Source organism: Streptomyces sp. NPDC111520, from assembly GCF_055635295.1.
In genome coordinates, this window is the sequence record NZ_JBVKBW010000039.1 from 1 (window position 1) to 15,621 (window position 15,621).

Consider the following 15,621-nt stretch of genomic DNA (forward strand, 5'->3'; position numbering starts at 1 on the left):
GCCCGGTTACATTCCGAACCCGGAAGCTAAGCCTTTCAGCGCCGATGGTACTGCAGGGGGGACCCTGTGGGAGAGTAGGACGCCGCCGAACAATCTTTATACGCCCGTCGCCGGAGCCTCTTGAGAGGCCCGGCGGCGGGCTTTTTCATGCCCTGATGTAAGGTCGGGTGGAATCATCGGAGCGTACGTTCAACAGGAGGGGCCCCCGGTGGAGGTCCAGGAGACAAGGGTGCAGACGGATCGCGTCTTCACGATCCCCAACATCCTGAGCATGGCACGGCTGTTGGGCGTGCCCGTGTTCCTGTGGCTCATCCTGTGGCCCGAGTTCGGCGGTCCGAAGGTCGACGGCTGGGCGCTGCTCGTCCTGGCCCTCAGCGGGATCAGCGACTACCTGGACGGGAAGCTCGCACGCCGCTGGAACCAGATCAGCAGCCTCGGCAGGGTGCTCGACCCGGCCGCGGACCGGCTGTACATCGTCTCCACGCTCGTCGGCCTCACGTGGCGCGGGATCCTACCCTGGTGGCTGACGGCCATCCTGGTGGCCAGGGACGCCGTCATGGGCGTGACGATCCTGGTCATGCGTCGGCGCGGCTGGGGTCCGCCGCAGGTCAACTTCATGGGCAAGGCCGCCACCTTCAACCTCATGTACGCCTTCCCCCTGCTGCTGCTGAGCGACGGCGACGGGTGGCTGAACACGCTCGCTGCTATTTTCGGATGGGCGTTCGCCGGATGGGGTACAACGCTGTATTGGTGGGCAGGGATCCTCTACGTGGTCCAGGTCCGCCGACTCGTCAGGGCGGACGCCACGGCCGATTGAGCCCGCGTACCCGGCAGGAGAGCCTCCGGCCGGGTACCCCGCGCGTGACCGGCGGTCCGGGGGACCGCGACGGTCCGCGTGAGAGAGAGCACGGGTGACGTCGGCAAGACAGTCGTCTCTTTGAGGAGGACGCTTCCGACATGAAGGCCGTCGTGATGGCCGGCGGCGAGGGCACGCGCCTTCGCCCGATGACCTCGAGCATGCCCAAGCCGCTGCTGCCGGTCGTGAATCAGCCGATCATGCAGCACGTGCTCAAGCTGCTCAAGCGGCACGGTCTGACCGAGACCGTGGTGACCGTGCAGTTCCTCGCCTCCCTCGTCAAGAACTACTTCGGCGACGGCGAGGAACTCGGCATGGACCTCACCTACGCGAACGAGGAGAAGCCACTCGGCACCGCCGGCAGCGTCAAGAACGCCGAGGACGCACTGAAGGACGATTCGTTCCTGGTGATCTCGGGTGACGCCCTGACCGATTTCGACCTCACCGAGCTGATCAACTTCCACAAGGAGAAGGGCGCGCTGGTCACGGTCTGCCTGACCCGGGTGCCCAACCCGCTGGAGTTCGGCATCACCATCGTCGACGAGGAGGGCAAGGTCGAGCGCTTCCTCGAGAAGCCGACCTGGGGCCAGGTCTTCTCGGACACGGTGAACACCGGCATCTACGTGATGGAGCCCGAGGTCTTCGACTACGTCGAGCCCGACGTGTCCGTGGACTGGTCCGGTGACGTCTTCCCGCAGCTGATGAAGGAAGGCAAGCCCATCTACGGCTACATCGCCGAGGGCTACTGGGAGGACGTCGGCACCCACGAGAGCTACATCAAGGCGCAGGCCGACGTGCTCGAGGGCAAGGTCGACGTCGACCTCGAGGGCTTCGAGATCTCGCCCGGTGTCTGGGTCGCCGAGGGCGCCGAGGTGCACCCGGACGCGACGCTGCGCGGTCCCCTCTACGTCGGTGACTACGCCAAGGTCGAGGCCGGGGCCGAACTGCGCGAACACACGGTGATCGGCTCCAACGTCGTCGTGAAGTCCGGCGCCTTCCTGCACAAGGCCGTCGTCCACGACAACGTCTACATCGGGCCCCAGACCAACCTCCGCGGCTGCGTCATCGGCAAGAACACCGACGTCATGCGTGCGGCGCGGATCGACGACGGCGCGGTCATCGGCGACGAGTGCCTGATCGGCGAGGAGTCGATCATCGCGGGCGACGTCCGGGTGTACCCGTTCAAGACCATCGAGGCGGGCGCCTTCGTCAACACCTCGGTGATCTGGGAGTCCAGGGGCCAGGCGAACCTCTTCGGCGCGCGGGGTGTCTCCGGCATCCTGAACGTGGAGATCACCCCGGAGCTCGCCGTGCGGCTCGCCGGCGCGTACGCGACCACGCTCAAGAAGGGCGCCACCGTCACCACCGCCCGTGACCACTCCCGTGGTGCGCGGGCGCTCAAGCGAGCGGTGATCTCGGCGCTGCAGGCCAGCGCGATCGACGTCCGCGACCTGGAGAACGTGCCGATGCCCGTGGCGCGGCAGCAGACCGCGCGCGGCAGCGCCGGCGGCATCATGATCCGGACGAGTCCCGGTATCCCCGACTCCGTCGACATCATGTTCTTCGACGAGCGCGGCGCCGACCTGTCGGCGGCCGGCCAGCGCAAGCTGGACCGGGTCTTCGCGCGCCAGGAGTACCGGCGTGCGTTCCCCGGCGAGATCGGCGACCTGAACTTCCCGGCGAGCGTCTTCGACTCCTACACCGGCGCGCTGCTGCGGGCCGTGGACACCTCGGGCATCGCCGAGTCCGGGCTGAAGGTCGTGGTCGACGCCGCGAACGGCAGCGCGGGCCTGGTCCTGCCGAGCCTGCTCGGCCGGCTCGGGGTGGACTCGCTGACGATCAACCCCGGTCTCAACGAGGCCCGGCCGACCGAGACCGCCGACAGCCGGCGCGCCGGCCTGGTGCGGCTCGGGGAGATCGTGGCGTCCTCGCGGGCCGCCTTCGGCGTCCGCTTCGACCCGGTGGGCGAGCGGCTGTCGCTGGTGGACGAGCGCGGCAAGATCATCGAGGACGACCGGGCCCTGCTGGTCCTGCTCGACCTGGTCGCCGCCGAGCGCCGCAGCGGCCGGGTGGCGCTCCCCGTGACGACGACCCGCATCGCCGAGCAGGTCGCGGCGTACCACGGCACGCAGGTGGAGTGGACGACGACCTCCCCCGACGACCTCACCCGGGTCGGCCGGCAGGACACCACCATCTTCGGCGGGGACGGCAAGGGCGGCATCATCATCCCGGAGTTCAGCAGCGTCTTCGACGGCGCCGCGGCCTTCGTACGGCTGATCGGCCTGGTGGCACGTACCCAGCTCACCCTGAGCCAGATCGACGCCCGCATCCCCCGTGCCCACGTCCTCAAGCGGGACCTGGCGACGCCGTGGGCGGTCAAGGGCCTGGTCATGCGCCGGGTGGTCGAGGAGGCCGGGGACCGCAACGTCGACACCACCGACGGCGTGCGTGTGGTCGAGGCGGACGGCCGCTGGGTGATGGTGCTGCCCGACCCGGCCGAGGCGGTCACGCACCTGTGGGCGGAGGGCCCGGACGACGCCTCCGCACAGGCGCTGCTCGACGAGTGGTCGGGGATCGTGGACAGCGCGGGCCGCTGACGCGATCGTCTTCGGTCGACGGGCCCCTCCCGACGCGATGAACGGCGCGTCGGGAGGGGCCCGTTCGAGGTCGGTGGCGGGGACGTGCGACGATGTGCGGCATGCCGCAGCAGCACCCCGATCGGAGCAGCGCCCCTGGGAGGGCCGTGACCCGGCGCCCGGACGCCTCCATGTCGCTGCTGACCAACGTCATGGAGCACAGCCTCGACGACGGGTACGCCGAGGCCGCCGCCCGCCGGGGCGCGACCGGTACGTCCCGTCTGCCCGGAACGCTGCGGGGCCGCCTGGTGCTCGCGCTGGGCCTGGTGCTGGCCGCCGTGGTGGTCACCATAGGCGCGGCGCAGACGCAGGTGGCGGCCCCCACGCTGGCCAAGGAGCGGCAGAAGCTCATCGACCGCATCGAGTCCGAGACGCGCACCGCGGACGATCTGCAGAAGAGCGTGGACGAGCTGCGCGACGACGTGGCGGCCAGGCAGCGCCAGGCGCTCAAGGCCCAGGACGGCGACGCGGAGCGCGTGGCGCTGCTCGCCGGGGCCACGCCCGTCACGGGACCGGGGATCCGGCTGGAGGTCGACGACGCCAAGGAGGCCTCGTCGGGCGGCGGCAACGACCCGCGCACGACGAGTGACTTCTCCGACACCGGCCGTGTCCGCGACCGGGACATGCAGCGCGTCGTCAACGGGCTCTGGGCGTCGGGGGCGGAGGCCATCTCCATCAACGGGCAGCGGCTGACGTCGCTGTCGGCCATCCGTGCCGCGGGTGACGCCATACTGGTCGACAACCGGCCGCTGGTACCGCCCTACACGGTCCTTGCGATCGGGGACCCGCAGAAGCTGAGCACGTCCTTCTGGGACAGTGCGGACGGGCAGTATCTGCACGTCCTGCAGGAGAACTACGGGATCCGTACGCGCGTCTCCGAGAAGCAGAGGCTGGAACTGCCCGCGGCTCCTAGCCTGATCATCCGCTCCGCGACCCCGGTCCCGTCGACCGGGCCGTCGGCGGGCGCATCCGGAAATGGGAAGGGTACGCATTGATCGCCGTACTGGGCCTGATCGTTGGAGTGGTGGTGGGCCTGGTGGTCCGCCCCGTCGTGCCGACGGTGGTCGAGCCCTACCTCCCGATCGCCGTGGTCGCCGCGCTCGACGCCGTCTTCGGCGGTCTGCGGGCCATGCTCGACGGGATCTTCGACGACAAGGTCTTCGTGGTCTCCTTCCTGTCCAACGTCGTCGTGGCCGCGCTGATCGTCTTCCTGGGCGACAAGCTGGGGGTGGGTGCGCAGCTCTCCACGGGTGTGGTCGTCGTCCTCGGCATCCGCATCTTCTCCAACGCCGCGGCGATTCGCCGCCATGTCTTCCGGGCGTGACAGCACGATGAGCGACGAGAACGACCAGACCCCGGAGCGACCGGAGCGCCCGGACGCGCCGCGCCCCGGCGCTCCGGGAGGGCCCGGGGAGCCACGCAGGCCGGCGGAGCGCGGCGGACCCGAGCGGCCCGCGGAGCCCTTCCGGCCGCAGCGGCCTCAGCGTCCGGAGCCGCCCGTGGCACGTCCGGAGCTGCCCGCCGCCGCCCCGATGCCGCCCGCCGAGCCGGCGCCGGAGCGGCCCTCCGCGCCGGTCCGGCAGCAACGGCCGAGGGAGCTCGAGGCGTCGGCGCCCACCGCGACGGGCCGGCAGCGGCTCAAGGCCGGGCTGTGGCCGCCGCGGGTGTCCCGGGCCCAGCTGATCGTCGCCCTGCTCCTGTTCGTGCTCGGCCTCGGCCTGGCCATCCAGGTCCGCTCGACCAGTGACACCAGCGCCTTGCGCGGTGCCCGCCAGGAGGACCTGGTGCGCATCCTGGACGAGCTGGACAACCGCTCGCAGCGGCTGGGCGACGAACGCCGGCGCCTGGAGGAGCAGCGCACGGAGCTGGAGAACAGCTCCGACCAGGCCGAGGAGGCCCGCAAGCAGACCGAGCAGAAGGCCGAGCAGCTCGGGGTGCTGGCTGGCACGGTCGCCGTCGAGGGTCCCGGGATCACCCTGACCATCGAGGACCCCGAGGACGCGGTCGAGGCCGACATGCTGCTCGACGCGCTCCAGGAGCTGCGTGCCGCGGGCGCGGAGGCGATCCAGATCAACGACGTGCGGGTCGTGGCCGACACCTACTTCACCCAGGGTTCGGGCGGTGGTGTCCAGATCGACGGGCACAAGGTGAACGCGCCCTACCGCTTCAAGGTCATCGGCAATCCACAGGATCTTGAACCCGCCCTGAACATCCCGGGCGGCGTGGTACAGACTTTGGAGAAGGAGCAGGCCACAGCGGACGTGACGCGATCGGAGAAGATCGTTGTCGACGCCTTGCGGCCGTCGGAGCAGCCTGACTACGCTCAGTCGTCGACCCGGTGATGCGGGGGCGAGTGGGGTATGCGGGGGAGAGCAGGAGAATGCGGGGGGTCGCCGCACCGTTGGGGTGGTGCGTGAGAGAAACTGTGTGTTCGTCGTGACTGAGGGTTCGTCCTGCCCCACGGGCGGGTCTGTGTCGTTCAAGGGGAATCGCCCGTGAAGTTGTTCGGTAAGTGGTTCGGCAAGAGTTCGCGTCCGGCTGGTGACAGCCCCACGGCGCGCCACCGCGCGCCGCGGCACGCGCAGGGGGAGGGACCGGGCGAGGAGCGCCCGCTGTTCCGTGACGAGACCGCTGCTCCGGGCGGTGACATTTCGGGCGGTCCTGGTGCGGTTTCTGTTGACCCTGCGGCTGCGGGGCGCATAGGTTTCCAGCAACCATCAGCCTCTAGCACGGGTGGAGGGTCCTTGCCGGTCTGTACGCGGTGCGGGTTCCAGAACGCGGAAGCGAGCCGCTTCTGCTCCAACTGCGGCGCGCCGCTGCGTGCCGGAGTGCCGTCCGAGCGTGCCTCCGAGACCACGTCCACGATCTCCATCTCGGGGATCGAGGCGTACGAGGCCGAGGCGACGGGACAGACCACGCTGCCGGCGCTGTCCCCGGAGGCCCAGGCCGCCGTCGACGCGCTGCCCCCGGGCTCCGCGCTGCTGGTGGTGCGCCGGGGTCCCAACTCGGGGAGCCGCTTCCTCCTGGACGGTGAGCTCACGACGGCCGGCCGTCACCCGGAGAGCGACATCTTCCTGGACGACGTCACCGTCTCTCGGCGTCACGTGGAGTTCCGGCGTCAGCAGGACGGTTCCTTCACGGTCGCCGACGTCGGCAGCCTCAACGGCACCTACGTCAACCGCGAGCGGATCGACTCGGTGACCCTGTCCAGTGGCGACGAGGTACAGATCGGCAAGTACCGACTGGTCTTCTACGCGAGCCAGTGGGGCGCCTGACCCCCACGAGGGAAGGTTCATGCTTCGTACACCGTCGGGCGGTGCCGGCAACGGCACCGCCACCGCGGACGACCGGCTGCTGAGCATCGGAGCGGTGCTCAACGAGTTGCGGGAGGAGTTCCCCGAGGTCACCATCTCCAAGATCCGCTTCCTGGAGGCGGAGGGGCTGGTGGAGCCGCAGCGCACCCCGTCGGGGTACCGGAAGTTCACCGTCCGGGACGTGGAACGGCTCGGGCACGTCCTGCGCATCCAGCGCGACCACTATCTTCCGCTCAAAGTGATCCGCGAGCACCTCGACGCCCTCGACCGGGGCGAGCCGCTGCCGCTGCCCGCCCCGGCCTCCGGTGAGGCCCGGGAGCTGATCGAGGTCGGTCCGGTGGAGCGGGAGGCACCCGCGGCGCTGCGCATCGGCCGGGAGGAGCTGCTGGCCGCCACGGGCGCCGAAGCGGGCGAACTCGCCCAGTGGGAGGCGTACGGGCTGGTGGAGACCGGTCCTGACGGCGACTACGACGCCGAAACGGTGAACATCGCCAAGATCGTGGCCGATCTGGGCCGTTTCGGGCTCGAACCGCGCCATCTGCGCGCGGTGAAGGCCGCCGCCGATCGTGAGGCCGGCCTGGTGGAGCAGGTGGTCGCGCCGCTGCGCAGGCACCGCAATCCGCAGACCAGGACGCACGCGGAGGCCACCGCGCGGGAGCTGGCGGCGCTGTCGGTACGGCTGCACGCGGCGCTGGTGCAGTCCGCGCTCAGGGTGCGGCTCTTCTGAGCCGACGTGGCCAGGACACGCCCGGTCGGCGGCCGGCCGGGCCGGTCCCGACTACCCAAACCTGCCGGGCACGGCCTAGGGTTGCTGTGTGAACGAGCTCGACGTCGTGGGTGTCCGGGTCGAAATGCCCTCCAACCAGCCGATTGTGCTCCTGCGGGAAGTGGGAGGCGACCGCTACCTGCCCATCTGGATCGGGCCGGGGGAGGCCACCGCCATCGCCTTCGCGCAACAGGGCATGACGCCCGCGCGGCCGCTGACCCATGATCTGTTCAAGGACGTGCTCGAGGCCGTCGGCCAGACGCTGACCGAGGTCCGGATCACCGACCTGCGCGACGGCGTCTTCTACGCCGAGCTGGTGTTCGCCAGCGGCGTGGAGGTGAGCGCGCGTCCCTCGGATGCCATAGCGCTCGCGTTGCGCACCGGAACCCCGATCTACGGGAGCGACGGTGTGCTGGACGACGCCGGCATCGCCATTCCCGACGAGCAGGAGGACGAGGTCGAGAAGTTCCGCGAGTTCCTCGACCAGATCTCGCCCGAGGACTTCGGCACCAGCAGCCAGTGAGGCCCGCCCTGGCCATTCGTGCAGCCTTACCCCCGGTATGGACACGGGAAACCACCTCTGGGGTTGATATCACTCGGCGTGCCGAGCGTGGCGATCGTTGACGCACCCGGAGTGACTGCCTACCGTCGAGAAGGAAAGTCCCGATGGCACGTGCGCGTGCCCTGAGGGGTGCGAAGGGACGGGAGGTCGGCGTGAGAAGCACCGGCGACGGTACGGCCTTTGGCGGCCCGTATCCGATGCGCGGGGCCTTGGCCCGCAACGCCGCGACGCCCCCCGGAGGGGGTTCGGGCGACACCTCGGGACCACCGCCGGACGGGGCCGGCGAGACGTTCGGCTACCGCGGGCCCACCGCCTGCGCGGCGACCGGCATCACCTACCGGCAACTGGACTACTGGGCGCGGACCGGGCTCGTGGAGCCCAGCATCCGGCCCGCGTACGGCTCGGGGACGCAGCGGCTGTACAGCTTCCGGGACGTCGTGGTCCTCAAGATCGTCAAGCGGCTGCTCGACACGGGCGTGTCCCTCCAGAACATCCGCACGGCCGTGCAGCACCTGCGGTCCAGCGCGCCCGCGGAGCTCACCCGGATGACGCTGATGAGCGACGGCGCGACGGTGTACGAGTGCACCTCCCCGGACGAGGTCGTCGACCTCCTCAAGGGCGGTCAGGGGATCTTCGGGATCGCCGTGGGGGTGGTGTGGCGGGACGTCGAGGCCGCCCTGTCCCAACTGCACTCCGAGCGGGTCGACACCGGGGAGACCCTGGTCGGCCACAACCCGGGTGACGAGCTGGCCCGGCGCCGCAACCGCGCGGGCTGACCGGCCGGAACCGGCCGCGCCCACCCGTCCGCCGTACACGTGTACGGCGGATGTCGGACCTGTGGTGCACCATCGGTGACTGTGAGAAGCGCGCCGGTCATCCTCCATCTGGACATGGACGCGTTCTTCGCCGCCGTCGAGCAGGCCGCGAAGCCGAGTCTGCGGGGGAAGCCGGTCATCGTGGGGGGCGTGGGGCCGCGCGGGGTGGTGGCGACCGCGTCGTACGAGGCCCGTGTGTACGGGGTGCACTCGGCGATGGCGATGGCGCACGCCCGGCGGCTGTGCCCGAACGCGGCCTACCTCATGCCGCGCTTCGCCGTCTACCGGCAGATCAGCGACGTCGTCATGGAACTGCTGTCGCGGCTGTCGCCGCTCGTCGAGCCGCTCAGCCTGGACGAGGCCTTCGTCGACCTGGAGGCGGGCGGCATCGCGGACGACCCGCGCGCGGTGGGGGAGCGGCTGCGGGCGGACATCAAGGCGGCGACGGGGCTCACGGGTTCGGTGGGGCTCGCGGGCTCCAAGCTGCTCGCCAAGATCGCCTCGGAGCAGGCCAAGCCGGACGGGCTGGTCGTCATCGAGCCCGGCACCGAGCGGGAACTGCTCGCCCCCATGCAGGTGCGCACGCTCCCCGGCGTGGGTCCCGCGACCGCCGAGCACCTGCGGCGTGCGGGAATCCTCACGGTCGGCGAGGTGGTGGAGGCGGGCGAGGCCGAGCTGGTCCGCCTGCTCGGCAAGGCGCACGGCGCCCATGTGCACGGGATGGCCCTGGGCATCGACGAGCGCCCCGTGGTCGCCGACCGCGAGAGCAAGTCGATCTCGGTCGAGGACACCTTCGACGTCGACCTCACCGACCGGGTGCGCGTCCGGCTGGAGGTGGACCGGCTGACCGACCGCTGCGTGCGCCGGCTGCGCTCCGCGGGCCGCTCGGGCCGCACGGTGGTGCTGAAGGTGCGGCGGTACGACTTCACGACGCTGACCCGTTCGGAGACCCTGCGCGCGCCCACCGACGACCTGTCGGTGGTCCGGGAGACCGCGGCGAGGCTGCTGGAGGCCGTCGACATCACGGGCGGCGTCCGGTTGCTTGGGGTCGGTGTCGCGGGGCTCGCCGACTTCACGCAGGAGGACCTGTTCGCCCAGGCGGCGGAGCGGGAGGAGGAGGCGGCGGGCGAGGAGGCGGGCCCGTCCGAGGGGGCACCGGAGCGGCCCGCGGAGGAAGTCCGGGAGGCGGCGCCCGAGGAGCGGCGCTGGGTGCCGGGCCAGGACGTACGGCACCGCGAGTACGGCGCGGGGTGGGTGCAGGGCAGCGGGGTCGGCAGGGTCACCGTCCGCTTCGAGGAGCCGGGCTCGGTGGTGCCGGGGCGGGTGCGCACGTTCGCGGTGACGGACCCGGAGCTGGAACCGTCCGAGCCGCTCCCCCTGGTGTTACCGGGCCCGCGGGGGTTCCCGCGTCAGCTGTCGCCGGCCAGCGTGCCGAAGTCGCGGTCCGGCGGGGGCTCCGGCACCGGGCCGGACAGCGAGGGCCCGCTCATGCCGTAGTGGTGGTAGAGCTGGAGCTCCTGCTCGGGCGAGAGGTGCCGGCCCACTCCGAAGTCCGGGGCGTCCTTGATCAGCGCCTTGTCGAACGGCACGCGCAGCTCTTCCCCGGTGAACTCGCTCGGCTCCAGCGGCACGAACGCGTCGCGGCTGAAGAGACCGGTGCGCACCGCGGCCCATTCGGGCTCCCCGGTGGCGTCGTCGAGGTACACCTCGTCGACCGTGCCGATCTTCATCCCGTTGCGGTCGAAGGCCCTGCGCCCGATGAGGCTGCGCGGATCGATACCGGTCTGCACGGTCCCTCCAACTGGTCGCGATTAATCCTATTTAGGCACGAAAGGTGGCGGCTGTCACATGACCCGTCACCGGACCGCGCTGGTACGCTGACAGCGGCTGCTGACCCCTTGCGGGAGAGTCCTGGCACGCGGGGAACCGCCCGCCGGGCGCCGAAGGAGCAAACCCTCCCCGGAATCTCTCAGGCATCCGTACCGCATGGGTGAGGTCACTCTGGAAAGCAGGAAAGGGCGGCACGCACCGTGCGCGGCCACTTCCTCACCGACGGTGAAAGCCGTCCCGGCACGTGCGGGACGGTGAAGCTCTCAGGTTCAGATGACAGAGGGGGAGGCCGTGTCGCGCCAGACCAGGAGGCCTCCGCAGATGACCGCCAACCGCATCCCACTCTCCGAGCTGGAGCGCGGCATCCCCTTCGAGCAGCGTCACATCGGCCCCGACGCCGGTGCGCAGGCCAAGATGCTCGCGCAGGTCGGCTACGGCTCGCTGGACGAGCTGACCGCCGCCGCCGTCCCGGACACCATCAAGAGCGCCGAGGCGCTCGGTCTGTCCGGCGCCCGCACCGAGCCCGAGGTGCTCGCCGAGCTGCGCTCGCTCGCCGACCGCAACCAGGTGCTGCGGCCGATGATCGGCCTCGGCTACCACGGCACCTTCACCCCGCCGGTCATCCTGCGCAACGTCATGGAGAACCCCGCCTGGTACACGGCGTACACGCCCTACCAGCCGGAGATCTCGCAGGGCCGCCTGGAGGCCCTGCTGAACTTCCAGACGGTCGTCGCCGACCTCACCGGGCTGCCCACCTCCGGCGCCTCGCTGCTCGACGAGGGCACGGCCGCCGCCGAGGCGATGGCCCTGTCCCGCCGGGTCGGCAAGGTCAAGGACGGCGTCTTCCTGATCGACGCGGAAACCTTCCCGCAGACCGTCGCCGTGATCGAGACCCGCGCGGAGCCCACCGGCGTCGAGGTCGTCGTCGCCGACCTCGCCGGCGGTATCCCGGCGGAGATCGCCGAGCGCGGTGTCTTCGGCGTGCTGCTGCAGTACCCGGGTGCCTCCGGTGCCGTGCGCGACCTCAAGCCGGTCATCGAGCAGGCCCACGGGCTCGGCGCGATCGTCACCGTCGCCGCCGACCTTCTGGCCCTGACCGTGCTGACCTCCCCCGGCGAGCTCGGCGCCGACATCGCCGTCGGCACCACCCAGCGCTTCGGTGTGCCCATGGGCTTCGGCGGCCCGCACGCCGGCTACATGGCCGTCCGCGACACGCACGCCCGCAGCCTGCCCGGCCGCCTGGTCGGCGTCTCCGTCGACGCCGACGGCGACCGGGCCTACCGCCTGGCGCTGCAGACCCGCGAGCAGCACATCCGCCGCGAGAAGGCCACCAGCAACATCTGCACCGCGCAGGTGCTGCTCGCCGTCATGGCCGGCATGTACGCGGTCTACCACGGCCCCGACGGCCTGGCGCAGATCGCCCGCCGCACCCACCGCTACGCCGCGGTCCTCGCCGCCGGGCTGCGCGCCGGCGGCGTCGAGGTGACCACGGACGCCTTCTTCGACACCGTCACCGCGCGTGTGCCCGGCCGGGCCGCCGAGGTCGTGGCCGCCGCCCGCGAGGCCGGGGTCAACCTGCGCCAGGTCGACGCCGACCTGGTCGGCATCGCCTGCGACGAGACCACCGGCCGCGCCGACCTCGCCGCCGTGTGGGGCGCCTTCGGCGTCAGCGGCGACGTCGAGGCCCTGGACGCGGCCACCGAGGACGCGCTGCCCGCGGGCCTTGAGCGCGACGTGGACTACCTGACCCACCCGGTCTTCCACCAGCACCGCTCCGAGACCGCGATGCTGCGCTACCTGCGCCGCCTCGCCGACCGCGACTACGCGCTGGACCGCGGCATGATCCCGCTGGGCTCCTGCACCATGAAGCTCAACGCGACCACCGAGATGGAGCCGGTCACCTGGCCCGAGTTCGGCCAGCTGCACCCCTTCGCGCCCGCCGAGCAGGCCGAGGGCTACCTCACGCTCATCCACGAGCTGGAGGACCGCCTCGCCGAGGTCACCGGCTACGACAAGGTCAGCCTGCAGCCGAACGCCGGTTCCCAGGGCGAGCTGGCCGGCCTGCTGGCCGTCCGCGCCTACCACCGGGCCAACGGCGACACGCAGCGCACGGTCTGCCTCATCCCGTCCTCCGCGCACGGCACGAACGCCGCCAGCGCGGTGATGGCCGGCATGAAGGTCGTCGTCGTGAAGACCGCCGGCGACGGCGAGGTCGACGTCGAGGACCTGCGCGCCAAGATCGAGCAGTACCGCGACGAGCTCGCCGTGCTCATGGTCACCTACCCCTCCACGCACGGTGTCTTCGAGGAGCACATCGGCGACATCTGCGCCGCGGTGCACGACGCGGGCGGCCAGGTCTACGTGGACGGCGCCAACCTCAACGCCCTGGTGGGTCTGGCGAAGCCGGGCCACTTCGGCGGCGACGTGTCGCACCTGAACCTGCACAAGACCTTCTGCATCCCGCACGGCGGCGGTGGCCCCGGCGTCGGCCCGGTCGCGGTCCGCGCCCACCTCGCCCCGTACCTGCCCAACCACCCGCTCCAGCCGGCCGCGGGCCCGGAGACGGGCGTCGGCCCGATCTCGGCCGCGCCGTGGGGTTCGGCCGGCATCCTGCCCATCTCCTGGGCGTACGTGCGCCTCATGGGCGGCGAGGGCCTCAAGCGCGCCACCCAGGTGGCGGTGCTCAGCGCGAACTACATCGCCAAGCGTCTGGAGCCGCACTTCCCGGTGCTCTACACCGGCCCGGGCGGGCTCGTCGCGCACGAGTGCATCATCGACCTGCGCCCGCTGACCAAGGAGACGGGCGTGACGGTCGACGACGTCGCCAAGCGCCTGATCGACTACGGCTTCCACGCGCCGACGATGTCGTTCCCGGTGGCCGGGACGCTGATGATCGAGCCGACGGAGAGCGAGAACCTCGCGGAGCTGGACCGCTTCTGCGACACGATGATCGCGATCCGCGGCGAGATCGAGCGGGTCGGCTCGGGGGAGTGGCCCAAGGAGGACAACCCGCTGCGCAACGCCCCGCACACGGCGGCGGCCCTGGGCGGCGACTGGGAGCACCCGTACTCCCGTGAGGAGGCGGTCTTCCCCGCCGGTGTGTCGGCCGCGGACAAGTACTGGCCGCCGGTCCGCCGCATCGACGGCGCCTTCGGCGACCGCAACCTCGTCTGCTCCTGCCCGCCGCTGGACGAGTACGACGCGTAAGGGCGCTTGACACCGCTCAAGGGTCGGCCCCGCTGCTCCAGCGGGGTCGGCCCTTTGTCGTTCCCCTCCCGGTCAGGCCGCCGTGACGATGTGCCCGCTGCCGAGCGGACGGTGCGGGGCGATGATCCGCCCGTCGGGGAGGAGCTCACCGGTGTCCTCGAAGAGGAGGACGCCGTTGCACAGCAGGCTCCAGCCCTGCTCGGGGTGGCTGGCCGTGATGTGGGCGGCCTCGCGGTCGGGGCTGCCGGCGGACGGGCACTGCGGCTGGTGCGGGCACATGGACGACGTCTTTCGCTGCGAGTGGTGTGAAGTACGGCTGCCTTGGGTAGGAACCTCAGTCATGCCGCTCCCCCGTTCAGTCGGTCGGTCCCAGTGTTGCTCTACTGAGGGATTTCCGCAGGGATTTCGCGTGAGCTGTCCTCGTTAGTTGGGGACGCATTCACTCTCGCGGGCGGTTGCCCGGACAAAGCAACGCCTCCGTGACCGGACGGTCACGGAGGCGTGCGAGGTCGCCCCAGCCGCGAGCCTCAGGCGGTGGTGCCGAGCAGGGGTGGCGGAGCCAGCCGCAGGGTCAGCACCGGCACCAGGTCCGAGAGCCGGTGCATGCGGTGCGCGGCGATCCCCGGCGGCGCCGGCGCCAGCGGGATCAGCAGGTCGGAGTGGGCCGGCTGGGCCGAGCCCGCGTCGGCCGAGAGGTCCCCGTGCAGCCACAGCGTCAGCATGTAGAGCCCCGGTACCGAGAGCAGGTGCGGCTGGTAGGGGGTGGTGAGCGCGTCGGCCTGGCGCAACGCGCGCTCGGTCGACGCGAGGTACGGGCCCTCGCAGAAGTGCGAGAACGCCCAGCCGTCCGGGGTGTCGACGGTCTCGCCCGCGGCGGCCACCTTCTCGCCCGCCCGGATGTGGAAGCGCCAGCCGGTCAGCCGCGCCCGGGGCAGTCCTCCCGGTTCGGTGATCACGGGGTCGAGGACGTGCAGGGGGAGAGGGTGCTCGGCGACCAGTGGCCCCGTGGCGTTGCGCAGCGAGGGGGTGCGGGCCTCGCGGACGGCGGTGGGGGAACTCAGGGCGGCGAGAACGCTCCGCAGGGCGGGAGCGGGGGCTGGGGCTACCTGCAGCGGCATGGTGGGCGGCCTCTCATGAGGAGACACGGGGGGTGTTCGGCGGGGTGCGGACAGCGCTGTCAGCGGTGGAGCTGATGGAACTGCGGCGGCAGGCCGGGACAGCCCGGATCCGCGGGGCGCGTGGGGGCGGCGACGTACGGAATCAGCGTGGGCATGCGGATCCCTTCCCGTGGCCGGAAGCGTCGCGGGCGCGCGGCGGGTCGCGGAGGCTCTGCCTGTGAACGAAGGATATACGAGGAGTGTTCGCGCAGTGTTTCATCTAGCCGTCAGTGATATTACGGGCAAGGCGGTTCCCGGTCACCCTGGACAGGTAATAGCTCCCCGATTGCACCGTTGCCGACGCCGTGAACTGCGCTTTCCGCGTTACTGCGGATGGCTGAATCTCGTCGGTGTTTTTCACGAGAGGGCCACCGTCGGCATGTGAATTCCGTACATGCCCCCGGAATGTGCCGCGAGACGGTGCTCGTGGCCAGCTTAGCGGTTCGGGGGCGGCGCCGGGGGCCTTATCGATCTCAGG

General features: G+C 71.1%; 14 protein-coding genes, 1 rRNA gene and 2 riboswitches. Of the genes, 12 read left to right on the forward strand and 3 right to left on the reverse strand.

The window, feature by feature from the left end; all coding sequences use genetic code 11:
- The 11 genes from rrf to ACZ7MY_RS41985 form a co-directional block, all read left to right on the forward strand.
- Positions 1-91, forward strand: a 5S ribosomal RNA gene (gene rrf / locus ACZ7MY_RS41935); the annotation flags it as partial.
- Positions 92-208: 117 nt separating this feature from the next.
- Positions 209-817, forward strand: a complete 609-nt coding sequence (gene clsA, locus ACZ7MY_RS41940; RefSeq protein ID WP_499611397.1) for a cardiolipin synthase ClsA — start codon at positions 209-211, stop codon at positions 815-817.
- A gap of 140 nt (positions 818-957) precedes the next feature.
- Positions 958-3,453: a sugar phosphate nucleotidyltransferase gene (locus ACZ7MY_RS41945; protein WP_499611400.1), complete on the forward strand. Its 2,496-nt coding sequence runs from the start codon at positions 958-960 to the stop codon at positions 3,451-3,453.
- Positions 3,454-3,545: 92 nt separating this feature from the next.
- Positions 3,546-4,487: a DUF881 domain-containing protein gene (locus ACZ7MY_RS41950; RefSeq protein WP_499611402.1), complete on the forward strand. Its 942-nt coding sequence runs from the start codon at positions 3,546-3,548 to the stop codon at positions 4,485-4,487.
- Positions 4,484-4,816 (forward strand): small basic family protein, encoded by a 333-nt coding sequence (locus tag ACZ7MY_RS41955; protein WP_003984969.1) that lies wholly within the window; start codon positions 4,484-4,486, stop codon positions 4,814-4,816. The genes ACZ7MY_RS41950 and ACZ7MY_RS41955 overlap by 4 nt, the downstream gene beginning before the upstream one ends.
- Positions 4,817-5,024: 208 nt before the next feature.
- Positions 5,025-5,834, forward strand: coding sequence for a DUF881 domain-containing protein (locus ACZ7MY_RS41960; protein ID WP_499611470.1), 810 nt, complete (start codon positions 5,025-5,027; stop codon positions 5,832-5,834).
- A 111-nt stretch (positions 5,835-5,945) separates the two neighbouring features.
- Positions 5,946-6,767, forward strand: a complete 822-nt coding sequence (locus tag ACZ7MY_RS41965) for an FHA domain-containing protein (protein ID WP_499611472.1) — start codon at positions 5,946-5,948, stop codon at positions 6,765-6,767.
- A 19-nt stretch (positions 6,768-6,786) separates the two neighbouring features.
- Positions 6,787-7,533, forward strand: a complete 747-nt coding sequence (gene ftsR / locus ACZ7MY_RS41970; RefSeq protein ID WP_499611404.1) for a transcriptional regulator FtsR — start codon at positions 6,787-6,789, stop codon at positions 7,531-7,533.
- Between the two features lie 88 nt (positions 7,534-7,621).
- On the forward strand, positions 7,622-8,095 hold the full coding sequence (locus ACZ7MY_RS41975) for a bifunctional nuclease family protein (protein WP_018558705.1): 474 nt from the start codon (positions 7,622-7,624) through the stop codon (positions 8,093-8,095).
- Positions 8,096-8,286: 191 nt separating this feature from the next.
- Complete coding sequence (locus ACZ7MY_RS41980) at positions 8,287-8,910, forward strand: MerR family transcriptional regulator (RefSeq protein ID WP_499611407.1); 624 nt, start codon at positions 8,287-8,289, stop codon at positions 8,908-8,910.
- 81 nt (positions 8,911-8,991) lie between these two features.
- Positions 8,992-10,446: a DNA polymerase IV gene (locus tag ACZ7MY_RS41985; protein ID WP_499611409.1), complete on the forward strand. Its 1,455-nt coding sequence runs from the start codon at positions 8,992-8,994 to the stop codon at positions 10,444-10,446.
- Here the strand turns inward: ACZ7MY_RS41985 and ACZ7MY_RS41990 are convergent.
- A complete protein-coding gene (locus ACZ7MY_RS41990) occupies positions 10,359-10,739 on the reverse strand; it encodes a PRC-barrel domain-containing protein (protein WP_018558702.1) in 381 nt (126 codons plus the stop codon). The two genes, ACZ7MY_RS41985 and ACZ7MY_RS41990, sit on opposite strands and share 88 nt — an antisense overlap.
- Positions 10,740-10,840: 101 nt before the next feature.
- Positions 10,841-10,944: riboswitch (glycine riboswitch) on the forward strand.
- 2 nt (positions 10,945-10,946) lie between these two features.
- A riboswitch (glycine riboswitch) is annotated at positions 10,947-11,063 on the forward strand.
- A gap of 37 nt (positions 11,064-11,100) precedes the next feature.
- Between ACZ7MY_RS41990 and gcvP the strand changes: the two genes are divergently transcribed.
- On the forward strand, positions 11,101-13,986 hold the full coding sequence (gcvP, locus tag ACZ7MY_RS41995) for an aminomethyl-transferring glycine dehydrogenase (RefSeq protein WP_499611411.1): 2,886 nt from the start codon (positions 11,101-11,103) through the stop codon (positions 13,984-13,986).
- Positions 13,987-14,058: 72 nt separating this feature from the next.
- On the opposite strand, the gene ACZ7MY_RS42000 is transcribed toward gcvP, so the two are convergent.
- Together ACZ7MY_RS42000 and ACZ7MY_RS42005 are read right to left on the reverse strand one after the other, a co-directional pair.
- Positions 14,059-14,265, reverse strand: coding sequence for a DUF5999 family protein (locus ACZ7MY_RS42000; protein WP_499611414.1), 207 nt, complete (start codon positions 14,263-14,265; stop codon positions 14,059-14,061).
- Positions 14,266-14,513: 248 nt separating this feature from the next.
- Positions 14,514-15,104, reverse strand: a complete 591-nt coding sequence (locus ACZ7MY_RS42005) for a hypothetical protein (protein ID WP_499611416.1) — start codon at positions 15,102-15,104, stop codon at positions 14,514-14,516.
- Between the last annotated feature and the right edge of the window lie 517 nt (positions 15,105-15,621).

Bases quoted from the DNA above. Each gene is read 5' to 3' on its own strand.
- ACZ7MY_RS41945 (WP_499611400.1), top strand. From the start codon at position 958: ATGAAGGCCGTCGTGATGGCCGGCGGCGAGGGCACGCGCCTTCGCCCG.
- ACZ7MY_RS41950 (WP_499611402.1), top strand. From the start codon at position 3,546: ATGTGCGGCATGCCGCAGCAGCACCCCGATCGGAGCAGCGCCCCTGGG.
- ACZ7MY_RS41960 (WP_499611470.1), top strand. From the start codon at position 5,025: ATGCCGCCCGCCGAGCCGGCGCCGGAGCGGCCCTCCGCGCCGGTCCGG.
- ftsR (WP_499611404.1), top strand. From the start codon at position 6,787: ATGCTTCGTACACCGTCGGGCGGTGCCGGCAACGGCACCGCCACCGCG.
- gcvP (WP_499611411.1), top strand. From the start codon at position 11,101: ATGACCGCCAACCGCATCCCACTCTCCGAGCTGGAGCGCGGCATCCCC.
- ACZ7MY_RS42000 (WP_499611414.1), bottom strand. From the start codon at position 14,265: ATGTGCCCGCACCAGCCGCAGTGCCCGTCCGCCGGCAGCCCCGACCGC.
- ACZ7MY_RS42005 (WP_499611416.1), bottom strand. From the start codon at position 15,104: ATGCCGCTGCAGGTAGCCCCAGCCCCCGCTCCCGCCCTGCGGAGCGTT.